Here is a 21854-nt window from a genome sequence, read left to right on the forward strand (position 1 = left end):
ATATTAAAATAATATCCCCCTATTTATTTTATTCCCAGATTTCCCCCAAAATCTGGGATTTTTTTTAACTTGCTCTTCTGTACGCGTATTTTTACAACCCTTTCTATAAGACTTATTGCCAATAAAAAAGGCTTATGTCTGTTCAACATAAGCCTTGAGCGATTCGCAATAAATGGATTGAATTATTTCAATATGAAGTAAATCTTAACGCTCTTGAACTTTTTCTTCAATTTCAGCCACACTGGTGTGTCGAACATCTAAGCCTTTGACCATATAAATCACTTGCTCAGAAATATTGCGAGCATGATCACCAATACGCTCTAAAGAACGCAACACCCACATCACGTTAATCACACGAGAAATATGACGCGGATCTTCAATCATATAAGTCATTAAGGTACGCGTTGCCGACTGGTATTCACGGTCAATATCTGCATCCGCCAACATAACTCGTAACGCTTGATCCACATCTAAACGTGCAAAGGCATCCAAGGCATCATGAATCATGACACGGACTTGATTCCCGATATGACGGGTTTCCATATAGCCACGTGGGGAACCGCCTTCTTCACAAAGACTTTGTGCAATGCGAGCGATTTTAGCCGCTTCATCTCCAATACGCTCTAAATCAGTATTGGCTTTACTCATGGCAATCACCATACGTAAATCAATGGCCGCAGGATGACGACGCGCTAAAATTAAAGTGAGCGCTTCATCAATTTCACGTTCATAACGATTCACTGTATTATCTTGATATTGCACATCTATTGCTAAGTTCGCATCCGTATCCAGTAACGCGTGGATTGCATTCGCCACTTGCTGTTCAACCAAGCCACCCATGGTCATAAACTTGGTATTTACAGCCTGCAAATCTTCATTAAATTGCGAAGAAATATGATGGGTTAAAACGGGGTTACTTGGACTCAAAATGCACACTCCACAACAGCAGTTAAAGACAAACGCTTTCGCTCAATATTAAAGCATACCTATTATGAACATTTGATGACAACCAAAAATAAGCTGCGTGTTGCTCATTATTTTTCGACCAACCAGACATTCATCTGCTGTAATTCTTGTTCATTCAATTGCCCGACGGCTGCTTTTAAACGCAACACATTCAGCACATAATCATATTTAGCATTTACATAGTCTTGCTTGGTGGAAAATGCATTGCGTTGTGCCAACAGCACATCGACCATGGTTTTTAGACCTTCCTGATATTGTGCTTGAGAAGCCTCTGACACCACTTGGGAAGATTGCATAGCAGCCTGACGTGCTTCGAGTTTGGCTTGGTCAGTTTCAACCTGATAATACGCTTTCTTCACTTCGGTTTGCGTTTTACGAATAACCGCATCTAATTGCGCTTCAGATTTACGCACATTTACCGCTGCTTTTTGAATAGAGCGCTGAGTTCGCCCACCCGTAAAGGCATTCCAGTTCATTTCAATGCCAATCTGGTCAAATTGACCACCATTTGACAGCACACTTGAAGGCTGCTGCTGATTATAGCCATAGGTCCCGACCGCTTCGAGCTGCGGATAGCGTGCTGCTTTTTCCACCCGCTTTTGATCTTCCGCATAGCGTTGTTGTAAGCGTGCTTGCTGTATTTCTAAATTATGGCTACGGGCCAAATCTTCCCACGCAGTTAATTGAGCGGGTTGAGGCTTTTGATAAACAAAATCATCCCGAATGACTGCAAGCTTGTCTCGATACGGGCCAATCAGTTGCTGTAGCTGTTCTTGAGCCAACAGCAATTGTACTTGTGTCGAAATACGGTTGGCACGAGCATTCTGATACTGTGCATGTGCCTCACTCACATCACTTTTAGCCACCAAACCTTCACGCAATTTGGCATTCATCATATTCAATTGCTGCAACAGGGCTTGTTCTTCCTGTAAATAGGCTTGGGTTAAACTTTGCTGGCGTAACACATCAAAATAACTTTCTGCCACCGTTAAAATATGTTGTTGTTGCTGTAATTTTAAGGTCACTTCACTTAAGTTGACCGAAGTCTCAACCTGTTTAAAACCCTCCCAAGCATCCCAACGAAACAGCGGTTGCCGAGCTGTGACTGCAACCTGATGGGTGGTGGTTGCAGAAGGAATGAATAAGGAAGATTGCGATGTATCTGAATTCTGCTGTGATTTTCGAGTGCTACTGGCTGAAACCGTGATGGTCGGTAATAAGTTCCCTTTGGCAATGCCTAAATTGAGCTGATCTGCTTCGTATTGCAGCTTATTTGCTTGCCAATTTGGATCGGTCTGTTGCGCCCTTGCATATGCTTGCAGCAAATCCAAAGCATGTGCTTCGGCCGTGTAGAGGCTTAAAGACAAACCGAGCAACCACAGTTTCTTCATTCTTATCCCTGATTCAAACCTTTTCATATTGCATGTTGAGCCAAAAGCCCTACAAACTCTGCTAAATTAACGTGATCAATGCAATTTTGCACGGATTTTCAATATAATTGCACGATAAACAGCTCAAGTTCAGTAACCAAACTCCCTCACAATAGTACAAACCTAAAGCAATATTTCGGCTTAAAATAAGACTTTCTCCCCCTGCTTATCTTTTAGATTTACATTCTAACGGCTGTGAAATTCAAGTTTATGCTTTCATTAAAACCCTGTTTTGCCTTGTTGTGCGGCATCTTGCTTTTTGGTTGCCAGCAACCAGAATCTCAAGTTGCTCAAGAACAACCCCCTAAACAGCAGCAACAAGAAATTACCGTTGATTTAACTGAAATGTGTAAAAACCTGAAAAAGAACATGTTGGAAATTAATAATCAACGGACCACCTTTGCCCTCGAAGAAATTAATCAAGATTTAAAAGTCTGCCTTCCCCTATTAAAGTTGGCTGAACAGAAAAAATTACTAGAACTTTCGGGCACCATGTACGACAACTTTTTGCAAGTTGAACGCAGCCCACAACAACAATTGGCTTTTGAGCAATATGCATTTGATATGGCGCAACATCCCACCATTCAACAAAGCCATTTTGAACAATTCTCCTTGCGCGACCAATATCTGATTAAGCATCAGGGACAGGCCTATATTGAACTGATCGACCAAGGCGAAGGAATGCTCGCTTACCGTCGTAGCCCGCAATATCTCGCGATTGTATTTGCACCTTATATGCCCGAAGCAGAAAAAGCTTTTATGACTGAACTGGCCCAGCAAAACATACAAATGCCTTTTCTTGATGGTGCACTCACCATTGACCCTCAAGAAATCGTGATCCGTGCCTTATTCTGGGAAAACTATTTACAGCAATATCCACGTAGTAGCTATCGTCATGATGCAGAGTATCTTTTGCAGATGTACACGCATTTCTTGTTTAAAGGTATGAATAACTCTCCAGTCTCAGAAAGTTATAACAATCAAAATGCCATTAACAGTAGCAGTCTATTCGAGATTAAAAAACTGGCGAAATTAAAGCACTCCCATTTGGCATGGCAAGCACAACGTTTCCTGCAATTTCTAGAATTATCGGAACAACAGCGCAATGCTCAAATTCCTGTACAACTCAGTCCGGAGCAAAAACAATCTGGGCAAAGCAATTTACAAACCTTAAAACAATTGGATCAATTTCTTGAACTCCCCGAACTAAACACCCACTCACCGCGAGACTGTTTCAGGGATGCCATTTGTTTACCGTCAGCAAAATAATCTGCACCATTTTTTCATTCTTTTTAATACCGCCCACAAAAATAATCAGCATTTTCCTTGCTGACGAATGTCATGAAATATGCATGGGCATTTCTCAGATTGCGTGCTAACATTTGCCCTAGCTTGACGGAGCGCGAGTAATCCCTCGCTGAGATTGTGTAGTTCTAAACATGAGCACAAGTACCGTTGAACCTGATCAGGTTAACACCTGCGTAGGAATCAAGCGCTCCCTAAAAACTGCCGCCCTCCGTCTATCTGGTGAATTGATTCCTAAAATTTAAACCAGAAGACCAGCCAAGTTTTGGTCGTGCTTGATTCGTTGATGTCATTCATAAGGATCATGCTATGAACCAATTAACGAATCTTTCTCCTGCTGAAGTTTCAGCTCAACATGAGCAAGATGCAAAAGATTTAACTCGAATTTTACCTGCTTCAAACAAAGTCTATATTCAAGGCTCGCGCCCTGATATTCAGGTACCCTTCCGTGAAATTAGCCTGACCGACACCCCAACAGGTTTAGGTGGTGAACAAAATCTGCCTTTACGCGTGTATGACACCTCTGGCGTCTATACCGACCCGAATGTTTCAATTGATCTAAACAAAGGTTTGCCTTGGGTGCGTCAAACTTGGATTGAAGAACGTGACGATACCGAAGCCCTTACAAGTCTGACTTCAAAATTTGGGCAAGAACGCCTGAAAGACATTCGCACAGCTGATATTCGTTTTGCCCATATTCAAAACCCACGTCGTGCCAAAACAGGCAAAAATGTCACGCAAATGCATTATGCCAAGCAAGGCATGATTACGCCTGAAATGGAATATATTGCAATTCGGGAAAATCAGCGCCAACGTGAAGGCGTAGATATGCGTCAACATGCAGGACAAAATTTCGGGGCACAAAATCTACGTGAAATTACCCCTGAATTTGTCCGTCAAGAAATTGCGGCGGGTCGCGCGATTATTCCTGCCAATATTAACCACCCTGAAATTGAACCCATGATCATTGGTCGAAATTTCTTGGTTAAAATTAATGCCAATATTGGTAACTCCGCGTTGGGTTCTAGTATTGATGAAGAAGTGGCAAAAATGACGTGGGCCACTCGTTGGGGTGCCGATACCATCATGGACTTATCGACGGGTAAAAACATCCATGAAACCCGTGAATGGATTATTCGTAATTCACCTGTTCCAATCGGTACTGTTCCAATCTATCAAGCACTAGAAAAAGTCGATGGTGTTGCTGAAGATTTGACTTGGGAAATCTTTAAAGACACCTTAATTGAACAAGCTGAGCAAGGCGTAGACTATTTCACCATTCATGCGGGTGTGTTACTGCGTTATGTACCAATGACTGCTAATCGTTTAACCGGCATTGTGTCGCGTGGTGGTTCGATTATGGCGCAGTGGTGTTTAGCTCATCATCAAGAAAATTTCTTGTATACACACTTTGATGAAATCTGCGAAATCATGAAAGCCTATGACGTTTCATTCAGTTTAGGCGATGGTTTACGTCCGGGTTGTGTACAAGATGCCAATGATGAAGCACAGTTTAGTGAACTGAAAACCCTAGGTGAACTCACGCATCGCGCATGGGAACATGATGTACAGGTGATGATTGAAGGTCCGGGACATGTGCCGATGCATATGATCAAAGAAAATATGGATCTACAACTGGAAGTCTGTAAAGAAGCCCCTTTCTATACGCTTGGACCACTTACGACCGATATTGCACCGGGTTATGATCACATTACTTCTGCAATTGGTGCAGCCATGATTGGTTGGTACGGCACAGCCATGTTGTGCTATGTCACACCGAAAGAACATCTAGGCTTACCAAATAAGAAAGATGTTAAAGACGGTATTATCACGTATAAGATTGCGGCACATGCTGCGGACTTGGCCAAAGGTCACCCCGGTGCCCAAGCGCGTGACAATGCTTTGTCTAAAGCACGTTTTGAATTCCGCTGGGAAGATCAATTCAACTTGGCTTTAGACCCCGACACTGCGCGCAGCATGCACGATGAAACCATGCCCAAAGAAGCACATAAATCTGCCCACTTCTGCTCGATGTGTGGACCAAAATTCTGCTCCATGAAAATCACCCAGAATGTGCGAGATTATGCGCAAAATCAAAAAAATGCGTCAGCAGCAGAAGGAGTTGATTCAGAAATAGAATCAGGTCTGCAATCCATGAAAAATGCCTACCATGAGCATGGTCAAAAATTATACCACAAAGTGTAATTAGCTAAAAAAATATTGGTGTTCAGAAAAAACTCCGTTAGGATGAAATAGTCATTTTCATCCTGACCGAGCTTTATGACTATTATTAAACGAGCAACGTATAACAGCGACGAAGTAGACATTCTTTCTCGAGAATATTTATTTCGCGGCTTTATTCAGGTTGAAAAAGTCAGCCTCAAACATCGTTTATTTCAGCAAAGCCAATACACCTCTGTTATTCATCGGGAATTGATTCAACGTCCTGAAGCGGCAGGCGTTTTGATTTATAATGATCATCAACAAAAATTCGCTTTAATTGAACAATTTCGTATTGGTGCAATGGATGATCAAGATTCACCATGGCAACTTGAAATTATTGCAGGTGTACTAGACGGCGATGAATCGCCTGAAAGCTGCATACGACGTGAAAGTCTGGAAGAGTCAGGCTGTGAGTTGCAACAGTTACAGCACCTCTTCAGCTTTTACCCTTCTGCTGGAGCATGTGCCGAGCTTTTTCATCTTTATAGCGCAGAAGCAGAACTGCCCGAGCAAGGCGGAATTTTTGGCGTTCCAGATGAAGGCGAGAATATTCAATTACATATTATTGATTATGCCGACATACGGAACCTCCTAACCAACGGTCGGCTCAGAAATGCGCCTGTCATTATGGCATTGCAATGGTTAGAACAACATATTAAAACTACAAGGAATGTCTAAGGGGACGGACATGACTTTAAAACAACGGCATGACCAGCAGCAAAGCTGGACCATCATACAAATTTCAGATACACATTTAATGAATCAGGACGATTTAGAATTTGTGCATATGAATCCTGAGCAAAGTTTTCATCGCGTGATGGCTCAAATTCAACATGAATATCCACACGCGCACGCGCTGATTCATACAGGTGATTTGGCGCAGGTTCCCGTGCCTGAAACCTATCAACGCTACCTCGATTTTATGCAAACCACGGGGTTCCAATACTATCAAGTGCCTGGCAACCACGACAATGCCGATTTTTTCCCCTTTTATCAGCAGCAAAATAAAGTCCATGCCATTCCCATGGGCAATTGGTGTTTAGTACTGCTCAATAGTGCTGTGAAAGGCAAAATTGATGGCTGGATTGATACAGAACAACTCAAACAACTAGATCACATTCTCAGCCTCCATGCCGAGCAATATATTTTAATTGCCTGCCATCATCATCCCTTTGAAATGCAGTCCCGCTGGATTGATCAACATATTCTGAAAAATACCGAACACTTGACCGATGTCTTGGCTAAACACTCCAATGTCAAATTGGTATTATGTGGTCATGTCCATCAAGCTTCGGAAAATCAATGGCATGGCATCCACTTTTTATCTACTCCGTCTACCTGTGTACAATTTAAACCGCGCAGTGATGATTTTGCACTTGACGATGAAGCCCCTGGCTATCGTATCGTACAATTAAAAGCCAATGGCGAGTTTACAACTCAAGTTCATCGTACGCAGCCCATACAGAAAAAAATAAATATTGAAATTACAGGCTACTAACTTTTCATTTCATTTTATTTCCATTATGTTATGGCTGCTAAATAAAAGGTGATAGCTTAAATCGAAACATCAAAGACTATCCAGAATTGAAAAAAGTCTATATGATGACGACCCCTGTGGAACGATCTCTGCATGGGCGGTAGATAAAAACACTTGCATATCACCATATTTTTTGCGTATAGATGTACGTATATGATGAGGAATGCCCTATATGGCGAATGACAACCAAACCCAAGTCTTGGATGAACATACAGATGTTGTAGATGACAAATCTACCAAGCGCGTACGTAAAGCAAAGCCGAAGGCAACTGATGGTGGTTCTACTGCAAGCTTATTTGGTATTGAACCTTATCAGCCAAAAAAGAATGAAGAATACATGTCTGAAGGACAGCTTGAGCACTTCCGCCTGATTTTATTGGCATGGAAAAAAGAGCTCATGTCTGAAGTGGATCGTACCCTCAACACCATGCAAGATGAAAATACAGCATTGCCTGATGTCAATGACCGCGCAACGCAAGAAGAAGAATTTGCAATTGAATTAAGAACACGTGACCGTGAGCGCAAATTGATTCGTAAAATTGAGCAATCGATTGAAGCGATCAAGAATGATGATTACGGTTTCTGTGAAACATGTGGTATCGAAATTGGTTTACGCCGTTTAGAAGCACGCCCAACAGCGACATTGTGTATCGATTGCAAAACTTTGGCTGAAATCAAAGAGAAGCAAAACAACGGTTAAGTATGTTATTCAATAATCCTCCCCTAACCTCTCCCTTACAACAGGAGGGGGACAACAGGATGGCTTATGTGGGTCGGTTTGCGCCATCGCCAACCGGCCCTTTACATTTTGGCTCACTACTCACAGCCGTTGCCAGTTATTGCGATGCCAAGGCACAACAGGGACAGTGGTTGGTTCGTATCGAAGATACCGATATTCCTCGTATTTATCCTGGCAGTGAACAACATATTCTTGAATGCCTAGATGCCTTTCAGCTTTATCCTGATGCTGAGATTATTTTCCAGAAAGATCGCCTAGACCTTTATGAAACAGTGATTGAGCAGTTACACACTGCGGGTCAGGTCTATGCCTGCGCCTGTACCCGAAAAATGCTCGGTTCCAATCACATCTATGCGGGGACCTGCCGTGATTTAGCGCTGCCCTTTGAACAGCAAGCCATTCGCGTTAAAGTGGAAGATCAACGTATTTGCTTTCAAGATCGGTTGCAAGGGCTACACTGTTCTAATCTAAAAGATGATTTGGGGGACTTCGTCCTCAAACGTCGAGATGGCATTATCAATTATCAACTCGCCGTTGTCGTGGATGATTATTTGCAAGGGATCACTCATGTCGTTCGCGGTGCAGATTTACTGGATAATACCGAACGGCAAATTTGGCTCGGACAACTGCTGGGTTATCCGACATTGAGCTATATGCATCTGCCACTCGCCATGAATGATCAGGGTCAAAAACTCTCAAAGCAAAACCTTGCACAGGCCTTAGACTCGAAGCAAGCACCTGAATTATTACAACAGGCACTGTGCGCTTTGCATCAATCCAAAGTAGATATAGACCGACCTGAAATCATGCTGCAACAAGCCGTGGCACAGTGGAATACCGAACTCATTCCTCACTGCATCGAATTGCAAGGGCATTACCTCTAATTCTAGAGAAAATAAAAAACCTCTCATCTGCTTAGACAAGAGGTTTCAAAATTAAAAGATCTACTGCTTAATTTTGGACAAATCCAATAGGCTTAGAAGCTTGATTCTTCCTTACTCGGGTTAATGTCTTGTGTCGTCGCATCAATCTTCAGAATTAAACTGATCATCACCGCACACATAATTAAAGATGAACCACCATAACTAATAAAAGGCAACGTTAAACCCTTGGTCGGCAACATCCCCATATTCATGCCCGCATTTACTAAGATTTGCAGCAAGAAAATAATACTGATGCCGTAAGCCAAATAGCCTGCACGCAAGTATTGATTGCGTAGCGCACGATGACCAATTTTAATACAGCACACCAACATACCAAAAGATAAAAGCAAGACCACGGTAATGCCTAAAAAGCCGAATTCCTCCCCCAGTACCGCCAACATAAAGTCGGTATGCGCTTCCGGTAAATACGACATCTTTTGAATACTATGACCTAAGCCAACCCCTGCCCATTCACCACGACCAAAGGCCATTAGCGCATTAGACAGCTGATAACCCGCACCCAAAGGATCATTCCAAGGGTTAGAGAACGACATCAAGCGTTCAAAACGGTAAGGTTCAAATACAATGAGGAAGAAGAAGGCTGTTAGAATCGCACCAAGGGCAATACCAAACTGAATGACTGGAGCTCCTGCTAAAAAGAACACTCCCAACATCATCAGCACGATGACCACTGTTGCACCTAAATCAGGTTCTGCAATAATCAAACCAACCGTTAAAATCATAATTGCCGCAAGTCGTACCAAACCTTTAACGGTATTCCGAACTTCTGCCGCACGGCGCACCACATAGTCTGCCGTAAAGATGGCCATCATGACTTTGGCAACTTCCGTGGCTTGCAATGTAAAGCCTGCGATACGAATCCAACGTGTCGAACCATTCACCTCCGTCCCGATCACCAGTACAGCAGCGAGCAATACAATGGTGATGAGCCACAAGGGAAAGGTATTGTTGAACCATATATTCAAGGAAACCCGATAGGCCAAAAATGCTGCGATACCAGCTACCACAATTGAAATGGCATGCCGTACAACATAATGGAAAGGATTCTCCAGCATCCGATCGGCATAAGGCATGGAAGCCGATGCCACCATGATGGAACCTAAACACAGCAAAGCAATCACACAAAAAATCAGAACATTTCGTGCCGTAAATTCAGCAGGAATTCGCGGACTGAGACGTTCATAGACTTGCTGAACTTTATTGATCGTTGTCTGAGCTAAACCCGCCATACAACTCTCTCCTTATCATTCTTTTAAGTTAGAGCATTCACACAATCGACAAACTGATGACCACGATCACCATAACTTTTAAACATATCAAAACTTGCACATGCAGGAGACAATAACACTACATCGTGTGCCTGCGTATGCGCTTGGCATAATTCTACCGCCTGTTTGAGTGTTGCGGCATGCAAGATTGTTGTCGTTCCTGCAATTGCGTGTTCAATCAGATGAGCATCTTCACCAATTAGCACCGCCAGTTTAGCGTATTTTGCCAGTGAATCTTTCAACGCAGTAAAGTCTTGTCCTTTCCCTTGTCCACCCAAAATAATTGCCACCTTGCCTTGCTGAGCTTCAATCGCTGCGCCTAAACCATCAATAGCCGCCAAAGTTGCGCCAATATTGGTGCCTTTAGAATCATTATAGTAACGAACTTGGTTCACTTCTTTGACAAACTCACAGCGATGCTCCAAACCTTTAAAATGCTTCAAAGTATTCAGCATCGATTCGAGTGGTAAGCCAATCGCTTCGCCCAAGGCTAAACATGCAAGTGCATTGGCGACATTGTGCGTGCCTTGAATATACATGTCCGAACTTTTCAATAAGCGCTCACGACCACGTGCCAACCATATCGTACCGTCCGCATCTTTTAGAATGCCATATTGATTCAGGTCTGGTGCATTTAAACCAAAACTCTGTAATGGCGTTACATCGGGGACCAAAGGACGCGTCAATGAATCATCACGGTTGTACACCACTTTTTTCACGCCTTGGAAAATACGATGTTTGGCTTGATGATAGCCCCACATATCGCCATGACGGTCTAAATGGTCTTCACTCATATTTAGGACTACAGCCACCGCTGCATTTAAATTCGATGTGGTTTCGAGCTGAAAGCTAGACAATTCTAGAATATACAGTTCAGGATCATCCTTGGTTAAATCCAATGCTGGACGTCCTAAATTCCCCCCAACTGCGACTTTCTTGCCTGCTTCTTGGGCCATTAAACCGATTAAAGTCGTGACTGTACTTTTCGCATTCGAGCCAGTGATTGCCACAATTGGTTTATCGGTGCTACGACGTAACACCTGAATTTCACTCACTACGGGAATTTGCTGGGCAAAGGCAGCCTGAAGTTCAGGAAGCTGGAGATCCAAACCAGGGCTCACAATAATTTCTTCAGCTTGTAATAAGAGTTCTTGATCCAATTGACCAAAACTGGTCTGCACATCAGCAGGAATCTGATCATGTCCTGGAGGGGTTGCTCGTGAATCTGTTACTGCAACGCGGTAGCCCTTCTCATGTAAGAAATTTACTGCTGCAACACCTGAAATTCCAAGTCCTGCAACGACTTTTAATCCACCACGCTGTATTAACATTTTTGCCCCATGTTTTGGTTGATTGGTAAAACTGACAAAATGTTAGCACTTTGCTGTTTTGAATGCTTTTTCTGTTTTGACTTTCTCTCTGTTTTTTTGTGTCAGCGCGTAAAAAAGCCGTCAAATTTGACGGCTTTTTTGTGATTAGGGGAAATTTGCTTATTTCCACTTCACCGCTTGAATCTCAGCATTTTTATTTACACTCGGTGCATCGTCTTGGCTACAGCCACAACCGCCACCACAGCCTGCAACAGGTGCAGGCTTCAGCCATTTAGATACCGTGTTCCAACCCTGTTTTTCAGTAAATCCAGCCAATGCGCCAAAGGTTTTATTGGACGTTTTCGGAAACACTTTCTTAAACACCACCACGGTACTCCACAGTACCAAAGCAGCAACAATCAGAATTTCAACCATATTCAGAGTCTCCTTGCAGATTAACCGAAATAGTGTGACGCAATTTGATAAGTCAGGAATGACATCAAATACGCTAAGCCAAACAAATATGCGGTCATAAAGCTCACAGTTTTCCATGAACCTGTTTCACGACGTACAGTCGCCAAAGTTGCTAAACAATGTGGCGCATAAATAAACCAAACCAGTAAAGACAAACCAGTTGCTAAAGACCAACCTAAATCACTGTTGCCACCAATGATTGCCGCCAATCCTTGCGACATTGCATCATCATTCACCGCAGATAAAGCATAGACTGTGCCCAATGCAGCAACCACAACCTCACGTGCTGCCATCGCGGGAATCAAGGCGATACAAATCTGCCAGTTAAAGCCCAATGGTGCAAAAATCGGTTGCATGACATGGCCCAACATTCCTGCGAAGGAATAATCGATATCCGGCATGGTCGCGCCCACTGGCGGTTGAGGAAACGTACACAGGAACCACAACAAAATTGAAAGCGCGAAAATAATCCCACCCACGCGTTTCATAAAGATTTTGGTACGATCCAACAAACCAATTCCGACACTTTTTAAGTCAGGAAAACGGTAACTCGGTAGTTCCATCAGCAAAGCATGTTGCGATTTATCTTTTTGGAAAAATTTCAATACAAATGAAACGATCAATGCACTGACAATGCCCGCCATATACAAAGCAAACAGCACCAAACCTTGTAAATTAAAAATTCCCCACACGGTGTGCGCAGGAATAAACGCTGCAATTAACAAGGCGTATACAGGCAAACGTGCTGAACAGGTCATCAGAGGTGCCACAAAAATAGTGGTCAAACGATCCCGTGGGTCACTGATACTCCGGGTTGCCATAATTCCGGGTACCGCACAAGCAAAACTAGACAGCAAGGGAATAAATGCACGTCCACTCAAACCTGCTTTAAACATCAGTTTATCTAGCAAGAACGCTGCACGAGGTAAATAGCCCGATTCTTCCAAAACCAAAATAAAGAAGAACAGAATAATAATCTGGGGTAAAAACACCACCACACCGCCCGCACCGGCAATAATTCCGTCAACTACCAAACTATGTAATAAAGGTTGCGAAATGGATGCGCCAATCACTCCACCCAACCAGCCAAATAAACTTTCAATGCCATCCATAAATGGCGCAGCCCAAGCAAAAACGGCTTGGAAAACTACAAACATCATCACAGCCAGCGTGACTAAGCCAAATACGGGATGTAAAAAAATTCGATCAAGGAAATCAGAGCGTTTATCTTCTTGGTCTGCATACTGAACAACATCATGCAAAATCGTCGCAATTTTTTGGTGATGCGAACCTTTTAAGCCACTCAGTTCCGTATGGGGCACTGCATATTTGGCTTGATCTAAAGCATTCAACAAGTTTTCAATGCCTGCATTACGCACCGCAACGGTTTCAGCAACAGGAATGCCTAAACGTTCAGACAGTTTCTGGGTATTGATTTGCATCCCACGACGGCGTGCTTCATCCATCATGTTCAGAACCAACAGAATTGGACGTCCCAATTCAATCATTTCCAGAACTAAACCTAAATGCAGTTTTAAGTTGGTGGCATCCACCACACATAAAAATGCATCCTGATGCCCTTCTGCTACAATTTTGCCCTGTACCACATCACGGGTAATGGCTTCGTCAGGGCTGGTTGCATCTAAACTATAAGTTCCCGGCAAGTCCAAGACCCGAACAGCTTTTCCTGAAGGCAGGGAAAACTGCCCCATTTTGCGCTCGACCGTTACCCCAGCATAGTTGGCAACTTTCTGGCGGGTTCCTGTTAAATGGTTAAATAAAGAGGTTTTACCGCAGTTAGGGTTCCCGACAAGGGCAATACGCAACGCATCACTCATGCAGGTGCTCCTTCCATCTCAATTTCAATTTTTTCTGCTTCAGCTTTTCTTAGTGCGAAACGGGTAAATCCGACCTGAATTAAAATCGGATCACCACCAAAAATACCTTTTGTCACCACCTGAACGGACGTACCAGGCACAAAACCTAAAGTTTCCAAACGACTGGCTATTAGGTCAGTCTGAGCTGCATCATCATCCATATTTCGTTTTACGTTACGAATAATGGCTGTTTGCTTGACTTTCAAATCAGATAAAAGCACCGCACTAAACCCTAAAATATTTTCTGTAGTATACAAGCAAATGAGAATAATTACCAAATAAGGTTAGATTCCTATTCGCATTCACTTTATACCACAAGGTCAACCCAGAAAAATGTTGTAAAATTAGTTAAGATGAACGATCTAAATCGGTTTCCTGAATTCGAAGCAGTCATGTTAAATAAAAAACCTAGAATACCTACACCTGTCCAAATTCCAGAAAAACTCAGCTTTCTTCAGGGTTTCCGTGATTATTTAATTGCACAAACTGTCAGCCCCCACACCCGTAATGCCTATCTTTCTGACCTGATTCAATGCAGCGAATGCCACAGCAAAGCCCTAATCGATTGGCAAAGTGAAGATATTGCGGATGTACTTCTCCACTTAACTCAGCAAGGGAAAAGCCCGCGATCGATTGCACGTAGTCTGTCTGCCTTGCGTTCATTTTATAAATTTTTACGAGAACAAAAGCTTCGCAGTGATAATCCTGTGGCCAGTCATCGTACCCCTAAAATTGGACGTGCCTTACCTAAAGATCTTTCAGAACAAGATGTTGAAGCACTTATTCATGCACCAGATACCAGTACTGCATTGGGCTTACGCGACCGTGCCATGTTTGAGGTCTTATATGCCTGTGGTTTGCGTGTATCAGAATTGTTAAATTTACGCTTAGAACTGATCAATTTAAAACAAGGTTATCTACGGATTGTCGGTAAAGGCAATAAAGAACGTTTGGTGCCTTTAGGACAAGTGGCTTGTCAATGGATTGAAAACTACTTGGCACAAGCCAGACCCAGCCTCTATAAATCTGCAACCGACTATGTTTTTCTGACCCAACAAGGCGGCATTATGAGTCGGCAAAACTTCTGGTATGCGATTAAACGCTACGCGCTACAGGCAGGTATTCAAGCCGAACTTTCACCACATACCATGCGTCACGCTTTTGCGACCCATTTACTCAACCATGGTGCGGATTTACGTGTGGTGCAAGTATTGTTAGGACATAGTGATTTATCGACCACACAAATTTATACCCATGTGGCCCAAGTCCGTATGCAACAACTGCATGCCGAATTCCATCCAAGAGCCTAAAAAAGCCAAAAGCTAGATCTGCTTCACAGAGTCCACACCAAGAAACACCACGCTACAAAGATTTTTTTGCTATGCTAGCTTCCTGTTTTTATACCTAAAAGAAAGGGTTTTATATGTCATTTACCCGCACAAAATTATTTATTGCATGTACCTTGGCAGGCAGTTTAGCCCTCACGGCATGTTCCAATTCAAATAATGATGACAAAAAGCAAAATACGCTCACAGCAAGTGCACCTGCTACAGGAGAAGCATCTAACCTCTCTGAACGCAATGCACAGCAACGCCTGATGAAAACTTTAGAGCAACATTTTAAAACTGCGGGTATTAATGCCAAAATTGTCGATATCAAACCGACTGAAGTCCCTAATCTGTATTGGATTAACTTGGAAGGCATGAGTTCGGTCTATGCCACCAGCGATGGTAAATTCTTAATTCAGGGCGATGTCATTCGCTTAGGTGACAAGAAGCTACATAATGTCAGTGAGAACTTACAAGCCGCTGCCAATAAAAAGCATTTAGCCAGCTTAAAAACAGAAGACCTGTTGGTGTATCCAGCACAAGGCAAAACTAAACATGTGGTTTATGTGTTTACCGATGCAAGCTGCCCGTATTGCCACAAATTACATGAGCATATTCCTGAAATTACCGCCAAGGGCATCGAAGTTCGTTACATTGCTTGGCCACGTGGCGAACAGTTTATGCCTGCCATGGAAAGCGTATGGTGTAGTGCAGATCGCCAAGCCGCGTTTGATCAAGCCGTCGCAGGTGCTCAATTACCACCTGCCACCTGTAAAAACCCTGTCCGTGATCAATATCAATTGGGGCTAAACATGGGTGTGAATGGTACACCTGCGATCTATAATACCGAAGGCGTTTATTTAGGCGGATACCTCAGCCCTGAAGAATTAGAGCAGCGTTTAAATAACTAATTTTTATTTGTTATTTTACTATTAGTTATAGGTGGAGATTATCTTCGCTCCACCCTAGAGTCTGAGCGTTTTTTTAGCTATGATCTAAGGCTCGCGTAAAATTGAAGAAATAAATGGAGTGTGACGTGAAACCAGTTCGTCTGGCAATCCTCGGTCTTGGTACTGTGGGTGGTGGTGCCCTTAAACTACTAGAAGAAAACGCTGCGGAGATTAAACGTCGCACCGGTCGAGGAATTGAAATTACCCACGTAGGTACTCGTCGTCCGCGTCCTGACCTTGATCTTCCAGCCTCTGTAAAACAAAGTGCAGACCTGATGGACATCGTACGTCAACCCGATGTCGATGTTGTCGTAGAGGTGATGGGTGGTATTCATCCTGCCTATGAAGTCATCATGGAAGCCATCAAGCATGGCAAACAAGTGGTTACTGCGAACAAAGCTTTATTGGCTGAACATGGCAATGAATTATTTAAAGCGGCAGAAGACAATGCCGTACAAATCGCCTATGAAGCTGCGGTTGCAGGAGGCATTCCCATCATTAAAGTGATGCGCGAAGGCCTAGCTGCCAATAAAATTGATTGGTTAGCAGGTATCATTAATGGCACAGGCAATTTCATCTTAACTGAAATGCGCGATAAAGGTCGTGCCTTCGAAGACGTGCTACAAGAAGCACAAGAATTAGGCTATGCCGAAGCTGACCCAACCTTTGACGTTGAAGGGATTGATGCTGCACATAAACTGACAATTTTAGCCTCTTGTGCATTTGGTATTCCATTACAGTTTGACAAAGTCTATACCGAAGGCATCAGCAAAATTACAGCACAAGATGTGAAGTATGCTGAAGAACTTGGTTTCCGAATCAAGCATTTGGGTATTGCACGTCGTGCAGAAAAAGGCATTGAACTACGTGTTCATCCAACGCTTATTCCCGCTGAAGAACTCCTTGCCAATGTCAATGGGGTAAAAAATGCCGTCTTGGTACAAGCACATGCTGTCGGCCCAACCTTGTATTACGGTGCAGGTGCAGGTGCAGGCCCAACAGCATCTGCGGTTGTTGCCGATGTAATTGATATCGTTCGCGATATTTCTTATACCGAAGATGGTGCAGGAACGATTCCTCAATTGGCTTTTGAAGCTTTAGCAGACTTACCAATTCTGCCACGTGAAGAAATGACCACAGGTTACTACATCCGTATTAATGCAGAAGATCAAACTGGTGTGCTCGCTGACGTCACCACGATTTTAAGCCGTGCAGGTATCAGTATTGATGCCATCATGCAGCAATCACGCCTAAAAGACCTGATTCCGATCGTGATTTTGACTGATCCAGTCAAAGAATCGAAAATGGATGAGGCTCTTGCTCAAATTCAAGCCTTACCCGTCATTCATGGCGAAATCGTGCGAATTCGTTTAGAATCGCTTGATAATTAATCGGGTTGAGGGAAAGACCCTTGTTTTCTCCCTCACCAAGCTCTACCCATAATTGGAACATCATCATGTCGAATGCCAATCGTTATACTGGTTTAGTTGACCGTTATCGTGACCGTTTACCAGTGTCTGCTACTACTCGTGGAATCTCTTTGGGCGAAGGGAATACTCCGCTCATTAAGTTGGAGAATATTCCACGTATTATTGGTAAAGATGTTGAAATTTATGTGAAGTACGAAGGCTTGAACCCGACAGGCTCATTCAAAGACCGCGGCATGACTATGGCTGTGACCAAAGCGGTTGAAGACGGTTCAAAAGCAATTATCTGTGCATCTACAGGCAATACTTCTGCTGCGGCTGCGGCATATGCAGCGCGTGCTGGCATCAAAGCCTTTGTACTCATTCCTGAAGGCAAAATTGCCATGGGTAAAATGGCGCAAGCCATGATGTATGGTGCAATCACCATGCAAATTCGCGGGAACTTTGACGATGGTATGCGCCTCGTGAAAGAAGTTGCCGATCAAGCACCTGTGACCATTGTTAACTCGATTAACCCGTACCGTTTACAAGGTCAAAAAACCATTGCTTACGAAATCGTTGAAGCTTTGGGTCGTGCACCAGATTATCACTGCTTACCTGTAGGTAACGCAGGGAATATCACAGCACACTGGATGGGTTATACTGAAGCGGTAGCAAACCAGCCAGCGGATCAGTTTGAATACGTGACTTATGATGCTGCAACAGACCAATTCACGGGTCCTAAACCTGAAGGCTTACCAACCATGGTCGGTTATCAAGCTGCAGGTGCTGCGCCATTCTTGCGTGGTGCACCAGTAGAACATCCTGAGACGGTTGCAACTGCCATTCGTATTGGCAACCCACAAAGCTGGAACCATGCCAAAGCCGTAGTACGTGACTCTCAAGGTTGGTTCGATGAACTACAAGATGCTGAAATCTTAGAAGCACAACGTTTGCTTTCTATGTATGAAGGTGTCTTTGTAGAGCCTGCTTCTGCTGCCTCTATCGGCGGTGCAATCCGTGACATTAAAGCAGGTAAAATCGCTGAAGGTTCTGTGATTGTATGTACTGTGACAGGTAATGGTCTAAAAGATCCAGACACCGCTATCAAACAATGTGCTGATGCGGTGATGTTGTCTATTGATGCAACCATGTCGCAAGTGAAAGACTCTATTCTTTCAAATATGTAAGTCCTGATTTGCTCTAAAAAAAACCAGTTGCTTGCAACTGGTTTTTTTAACCTCAAAGATTATTCCTCATCATATTCATAATCTTCATCATAACTATGCATTTTTGCGAGCTCTTGCTCCAAACGCTGAATTTCTGCTAACTCAATTTGCTTAATCTCAAATAAAGGTTGTTTGAGCAAAGCATTCACCGCGTATAAAGCCTCATTTTGCCAAAGACCGATGTTCAAAATTTGTTTATCTTCATCATAGCTCAAAGCATACTCCACCTGAATAAGCGCTTTTAATAAAATCGGCTGATCTGATAAAGACTCTAATGAACCTGCTAATTCAATATCCGAATAATCGTAATCTGCAAAGATCGATTCAATTTTGTCCTTGAGTAATTCTGGGCTTTCAGCATAAATCAGCCCTGCAAAAAACTCGTCATGCTCTTCAAGCCATTGCTGTTTCTTGGTCGACCACAAACCATAAAATTTAACTTCATGCTCAAAGCTAACCAATTGAAATTTTTGCATTTCAGCCATTTGAACAAAGCTAAAAGTATCCGCATCACTTAAGCTACTCGGTAGCACATCCCGAGAAACCTCCCCATCTTGGTAAATGTGCTCACCACAACGCGAAAAAATAAATTCATCCAATTGTTTCAACGTGGCTTCATCTGCATCAAATAAAGATTCTACCTCGTATAGTGCAAAATCTCGTGCACCTTCAGCTTCAAGCTTTTGATAGACCGCTTCGGCTTCAGCCTGATCTTGAAAAACATTGCTAATACGATTGCCTGTGACATAAAAAACTTCATCGTTATAGCCAAAGTATTTTGCACGAATAACATAGGTGGTCATATTCATCTCCTGTTTTTATAGCTCTGCTTATACAGCGCTTTGTTGTTTTCTTTGATGTAATGCTTGCGCACTTTGCGGAATTGCCATGCCATTATCCATCCACAGTTCAAATCGCATCGCGTGGAAGATGTCATCTGGACTATAGACAATATTCTGTAAATTCGGTAATACACCTATTCGCGGTAAAATTTCATAAATAAACCAACTATTATGCGTAAAAAGTAAAGAATGTAACTTCCCTGTTTGTGCCAAAGGTGAAAGCATTAATTGGGAGGCAATTGGGTTTTGGGCGTAGACTTGATGTAATTGTTCTAAATGTCGTTCTAAATTTTGAGGTAATCGACTGACATCGATTGCATGAACAAAATCACTTAACGTAGGAATAAATCGCTGCTGATAATCTACCAACAAATGGTCTCGTTCACATAGGTCTTTTATATCAATCGATTTGCCGGCGCTGTTTTGAAGACTATGTCCAAATATTGGGACCACGACTGAATTTATTCCCCAAAGGGTATGTAAAATTCGATGCCGAGCATCACTACATAAACTTTTGGTACTATCAATAAATGCATGTAATTCATAATAATCTTCTGGCTCCCCACCCCAACGTTTCGCTGAAATTCGAGCATGCTGCATCGCATTCATTGTCAGACCCAGTCGTTCTCTTGTTATGTTGCTATCATACGCATTCTGCACACAAAAAATAGTCAAAAAATCCGCTTTGAGACAAACTGTGTCGCAGCCGATAGACATAAAAAAACTCTTCCTTAAGAAGAGTTTTTTTAAAAGAAAAATTTAAATTCGTTTTGGTAACTGGCTCGCCCACGTCATTAAACGGGTGGCATCTTCAGTTCGACTTTGAGATGAACTCGCGCCTAAAATAACCACAACTGCTGGACGTGAATTCAGGGTAGTATGCATCACTACACAACGCCCTGCCTCATTGATATAACCTGTTTTAGACAGATTAATATTCCAACCACCATTACGAACTAAAGCATTGGTATTATTCGACTTTAACATCCGATAGCCGAGATTAAAATCATAACTGGCTGTGGTTGAAAACTGACGAATTAAACCGTATTGCGATGCGGTACTGACTAAAATACCCAAGTCACGTGCTGACGCAACGTTGTGTGGATCTAAGCCTGTAGATTCAACATAATGTGTCGAGCTCATGCCCAATGCACGTGCCTTCGCATTCATTGCAGAAATGAAAGCACTACGTCCTCCTGGATACGTTCGCGCTAACGCTGCTGCCGCTGGATTTTCCGATTTCATTAAAGCAAAAAGCAACGCCTCTGCACGGTTCATGCTATCCCCTGCACGTAGCGTTGAACTCGAGTTTTTACCGCCTGCTCCTGCAAAATCGACCGACTGTAAGGTAATTTCCTCAGACATGTCTAAACGAGCATCGGCAATCACTACCGCTGTCATTAATTTGGTAATAGAAGCAATTGGTAATGCTGTATTGGTATTTTTACTATAAAGCACCTCACCTGTTTGTGCATCCATGACCAGCGCGGCACGAGCACTTACAGAAGGCTGACTACTATAACCCGCAGAGGTATCAATAATATGAACCGTTTTCGGGGCAGAAGAGGAAGGTACCCCATTTGAACTGCGCACCGTCGTGGTGACTTTGGTTGATCCTTGCGGAGATACTTCCTCAACGAGTGAAGAAACATCACTATTTAATAATTGACTCGCTTCCTCTGAAGACCAGTTCATTGAAGCCTGACCAACACTCCCCGAGGAAGGATTAATGACGAGTTCAGCAAAGCTGGTTGAACTCAGGCTGAGTAGAATAGACATACTCAACACATGCATGAATGACTTCTTAGAATTTTTCACAATCGTTTACTCAACTCAGGGAGGTAAGATACATTTGCGTATTACCTCAAATATGCCTTACATTTACACAGCAACGGGAATTTTTCGTTCACGCTATTGTGCAAAACTTTTAATTTCGGAATAAGAATAGGATTGCTAATTTTGTCGTTTCATTGCAAGCTTATTTTGCTTTATGTAACAAAAATGATGTAATTTTTTTTAGCCAGAG

Annotated in this window: 20 protein-coding genes and 1 riboswitch; of the genes, 10 read left to right on the top strand and 10 right to left on the bottom strand. The window is 42.9% G+C overall.

The annotated features are described in order from the left end of the window. Nucleotides 1–204: 204 nt before the first annotated feature. Nucleotides 205–927 (bottom strand): phosphate signaling complex protein PhoU, encoded by a 723-nt coding sequence (gene phoU / locus E0H87_RS15500; RefSeq protein ID WP_131265332.1) that lies wholly within the window; start codon nucleotides 925–927, stop codon nucleotides 205–207. Nucleotides 928–1034: 107 nt separating this feature from the next. Beyond that, the gene (locus E0H87_RS15505) at nucleotides 1035–2357 is read right to left on the bottom strand and encodes a TolC family outer membrane protein (RefSeq protein WP_131324423.1); all 1323 of its coding nucleotides are present in this window, start codon (nucleotides 2355–2357) and stop codon (nucleotides 1035–1037) included. 249 nt (nucleotides 2358–2606) lie between these two features. Here E0H87_RS15505 and E0H87_RS15510 point away from each other — a divergent pair, with 249 nt between their 5' ends. The 6 genes from E0H87_RS15510 to gluQRS all read left to right on the top strand — a co-directional run bounded on the left by E0H87_RS15510 (nucleotide 2607) and on the right by gluQRS (nucleotide 9084). Beyond that, nucleotides 2607–3665: a hypothetical protein gene (locus E0H87_RS15510; protein WP_165493982.1), complete on the top strand. Its 1059-nt coding sequence runs from the start codon at nucleotides 2607–2609 to the stop codon at nucleotides 3663–3665. A 117-nt stretch (nucleotides 3666–3782) separates the two neighbouring features. Then, nucleotides 3783–3901: riboswitch (TPP riboswitch) on the top strand. A 109-nt stretch (nucleotides 3902–4010) separates the two neighbouring features. Continuing rightward, the gene (gene thiC / locus E0H87_RS15515) at nucleotides 4011–5906 is read left to right on the top strand and encodes a phosphomethylpyrimidine synthase ThiC (protein WP_131324424.1); all 1896 of its coding nucleotides are present in this window, start codon (nucleotides 4011–4013) and stop codon (nucleotides 5904–5906) included. 75 nt (nucleotides 5907–5981) lie between these two features. Continuing rightward, on the top strand, nucleotides 5982–6602 hold the full coding sequence (locus tag E0H87_RS15520; protein WP_131324425.1) for an NUDIX domain-containing protein: 621 nt from the start codon (nucleotides 5982–5984) through the stop codon (nucleotides 6600–6602). Between the two features lie 10 nt (nucleotides 6603–6612). Next, on the top strand, nucleotides 6613–7422 hold the full coding sequence (cpdA, locus tag E0H87_RS15525) for a 3',5'-cyclic-AMP phosphodiesterase (protein ID WP_131324426.1): 810 nt from the start codon (nucleotides 6613–6615) through the stop codon (nucleotides 7420–7422). Nucleotides 7423–7633: 211 nt separating this feature from the next. After that, nucleotides 7634–8161 carry an RNA polymerase-binding protein DksA gene (gene dksA / locus E0H87_RS15530; RefSeq protein WP_131324427.1) on the top strand — a complete coding sequence of 176 codons (528 nt, stop codon included), beginning with the start codon at nucleotides 7634–7636 and terminating at the stop codon, nucleotides 8159–8161. A 2-nt stretch (nucleotides 8162–8163) separates the two neighbouring features. Further along, nucleotides 8164–9084: a tRNA glutamyl-Q(34) synthetase GluQRS gene (gene gluQRS / locus E0H87_RS15535; RefSeq protein WP_165493983.1), complete on the top strand. Its 921-nt coding sequence runs from the start codon at nucleotides 8164–8166 to the stop codon at nucleotides 9082–9084. A 92-nt stretch (nucleotides 9085–9176) separates the two neighbouring features. Here gluQRS and ftsW read toward each other — a convergent pair whose 3' ends face one another. From ftsW to E0H87_RS15560, 5 genes are all read right to left on the bottom strand, one after another. Then, nucleotides 9177–10373 (bottom strand): putative lipid II flippase FtsW, encoded by a 1197-nt coding sequence (gene ftsW / locus E0H87_RS15540; RefSeq protein WP_131324429.1) that lies wholly within the window; start codon nucleotides 10371–10373, stop codon nucleotides 9177–9179. 23 nt (nucleotides 10374–10396) lie between these two features. After that, nucleotides 10397–11743, bottom strand: coding sequence for a UDP-N-acetylmuramoyl-L-alanine--D-glutamate ligase (gene murD / locus E0H87_RS15545; protein ID WP_131324430.1), 1347 nt, complete (start codon nucleotides 11741–11743; stop codon nucleotides 10397–10399). A 159-nt stretch (nucleotides 11744–11902) separates the two neighbouring features. Beyond that, nucleotides 11903–12157, bottom strand: a complete 255-nt coding sequence (locus E0H87_RS15550; RefSeq protein WP_131324431.1) for a DUF6587 family protein — start codon at nucleotides 12155–12157, stop codon at nucleotides 11903–11905. Between the two features lie 20 nt (nucleotides 12158–12177). Further along, nucleotides 12178–14034: a ferrous iron transporter B gene (gene feoB, locus E0H87_RS15555; RefSeq protein ID WP_131324432.1), complete on the bottom strand. Its 1857-nt coding sequence runs from the start codon at nucleotides 14032–14034 to the stop codon at nucleotides 12178–12180. Continuing rightward, nucleotides 14031–14294 (bottom strand): FeoA family protein, encoded by a 264-nt coding sequence (locus tag E0H87_RS15560; protein WP_131324433.1) that lies wholly within the window; start codon nucleotides 14292–14294, stop codon nucleotides 14031–14033. Before E0H87_RS15560 ends, feoB begins: the two co-directional genes overlap by 4 nt. A 171-nt stretch (nucleotides 14295–14465) precedes the next feature. Here E0H87_RS15560 and xerD point away from each other — a divergent pair, with 171 nt between their 5' ends. From xerD to thrC, 4 genes are all read left to right on the top strand, one after another. Continuing rightward, nucleotides 14466–15383, top strand: a complete 918-nt coding sequence (gene xerD / locus E0H87_RS15565; protein ID WP_131324434.1) for a site-specific tyrosine recombinase XerD — start codon at nucleotides 14466–14468, stop codon at nucleotides 15381–15383. A gap of 113 nt (nucleotides 15384–15496) precedes the next feature. Next, the gene (locus E0H87_RS15570) at nucleotides 15497–16312 is read left to right on the top strand and encodes a DsbC family protein (RefSeq protein ID WP_131324435.1); all 816 of its coding nucleotides are present in this window, start codon (nucleotides 15497–15499) and stop codon (nucleotides 16310–16312) included. 125 nt (nucleotides 16313–16437) lie between these two features. After that, complete coding sequence (locus E0H87_RS15575) at nucleotides 16438–17742, top strand: homoserine dehydrogenase (RefSeq protein ID WP_131324436.1); 1305 nt, start codon at nucleotides 16438–16440, stop codon at nucleotides 17740–17742. A 65-nt stretch (nucleotides 17743–17807) separates the two neighbouring features. Further along, complete coding sequence (thrC, locus tag E0H87_RS15580) at nucleotides 17808–18947, top strand: threonine synthase (RefSeq protein ID WP_131324437.1); 1140 nt, start codon at nucleotides 17808–17810, stop codon at nucleotides 18945–18947. Nucleotides 18948–19006: 59 nt separating this feature from the next. Here the strand turns inward: thrC and E0H87_RS15585 are convergent, their stop codons facing one another. From E0H87_RS15585 to pbpG, 3 genes are all read right to left on the bottom strand, one after another. Then, nucleotides 19007–19789, bottom strand: a complete 783-nt coding sequence (locus E0H87_RS15585) for a hypothetical protein (RefSeq protein ID WP_131324438.1) — start codon at nucleotides 19787–19789, stop codon at nucleotides 19007–19009. A gap of 27 nt (nucleotides 19790–19816) precedes the next feature. After that, on the bottom strand, nucleotides 19817–20437 hold the full coding sequence (locus E0H87_RS15590; RefSeq protein WP_131324439.1) for a DUF6915 family protein: 621 nt from the start codon (nucleotides 20435–20437) through the stop codon (nucleotides 19817–19819). Between the two features lie 150 nt (nucleotides 20438–20587). Continuing rightward, on the bottom strand, nucleotides 20588–21646 hold the full coding sequence (gene pbpG, locus E0H87_RS15595) for a D-alanyl-D-alanine endopeptidase PBP7/8 (RefSeq protein ID WP_131324440.1): 1059 nt from the start codon (nucleotides 21644–21646) through the stop codon (nucleotides 20588–20590). Nucleotides 21647–21854 lie beyond the last annotated feature (208 nt).

Origin of the sequence: Acinetobacter sp. ANC 4178 (assembly GCF_004331175.1) — a bacterium.
Classification (GTDB): domain Bacteria; phylum Pseudomonadota; class Gammaproteobacteria; order Pseudomonadales; family Moraxellaceae; genus Acinetobacter.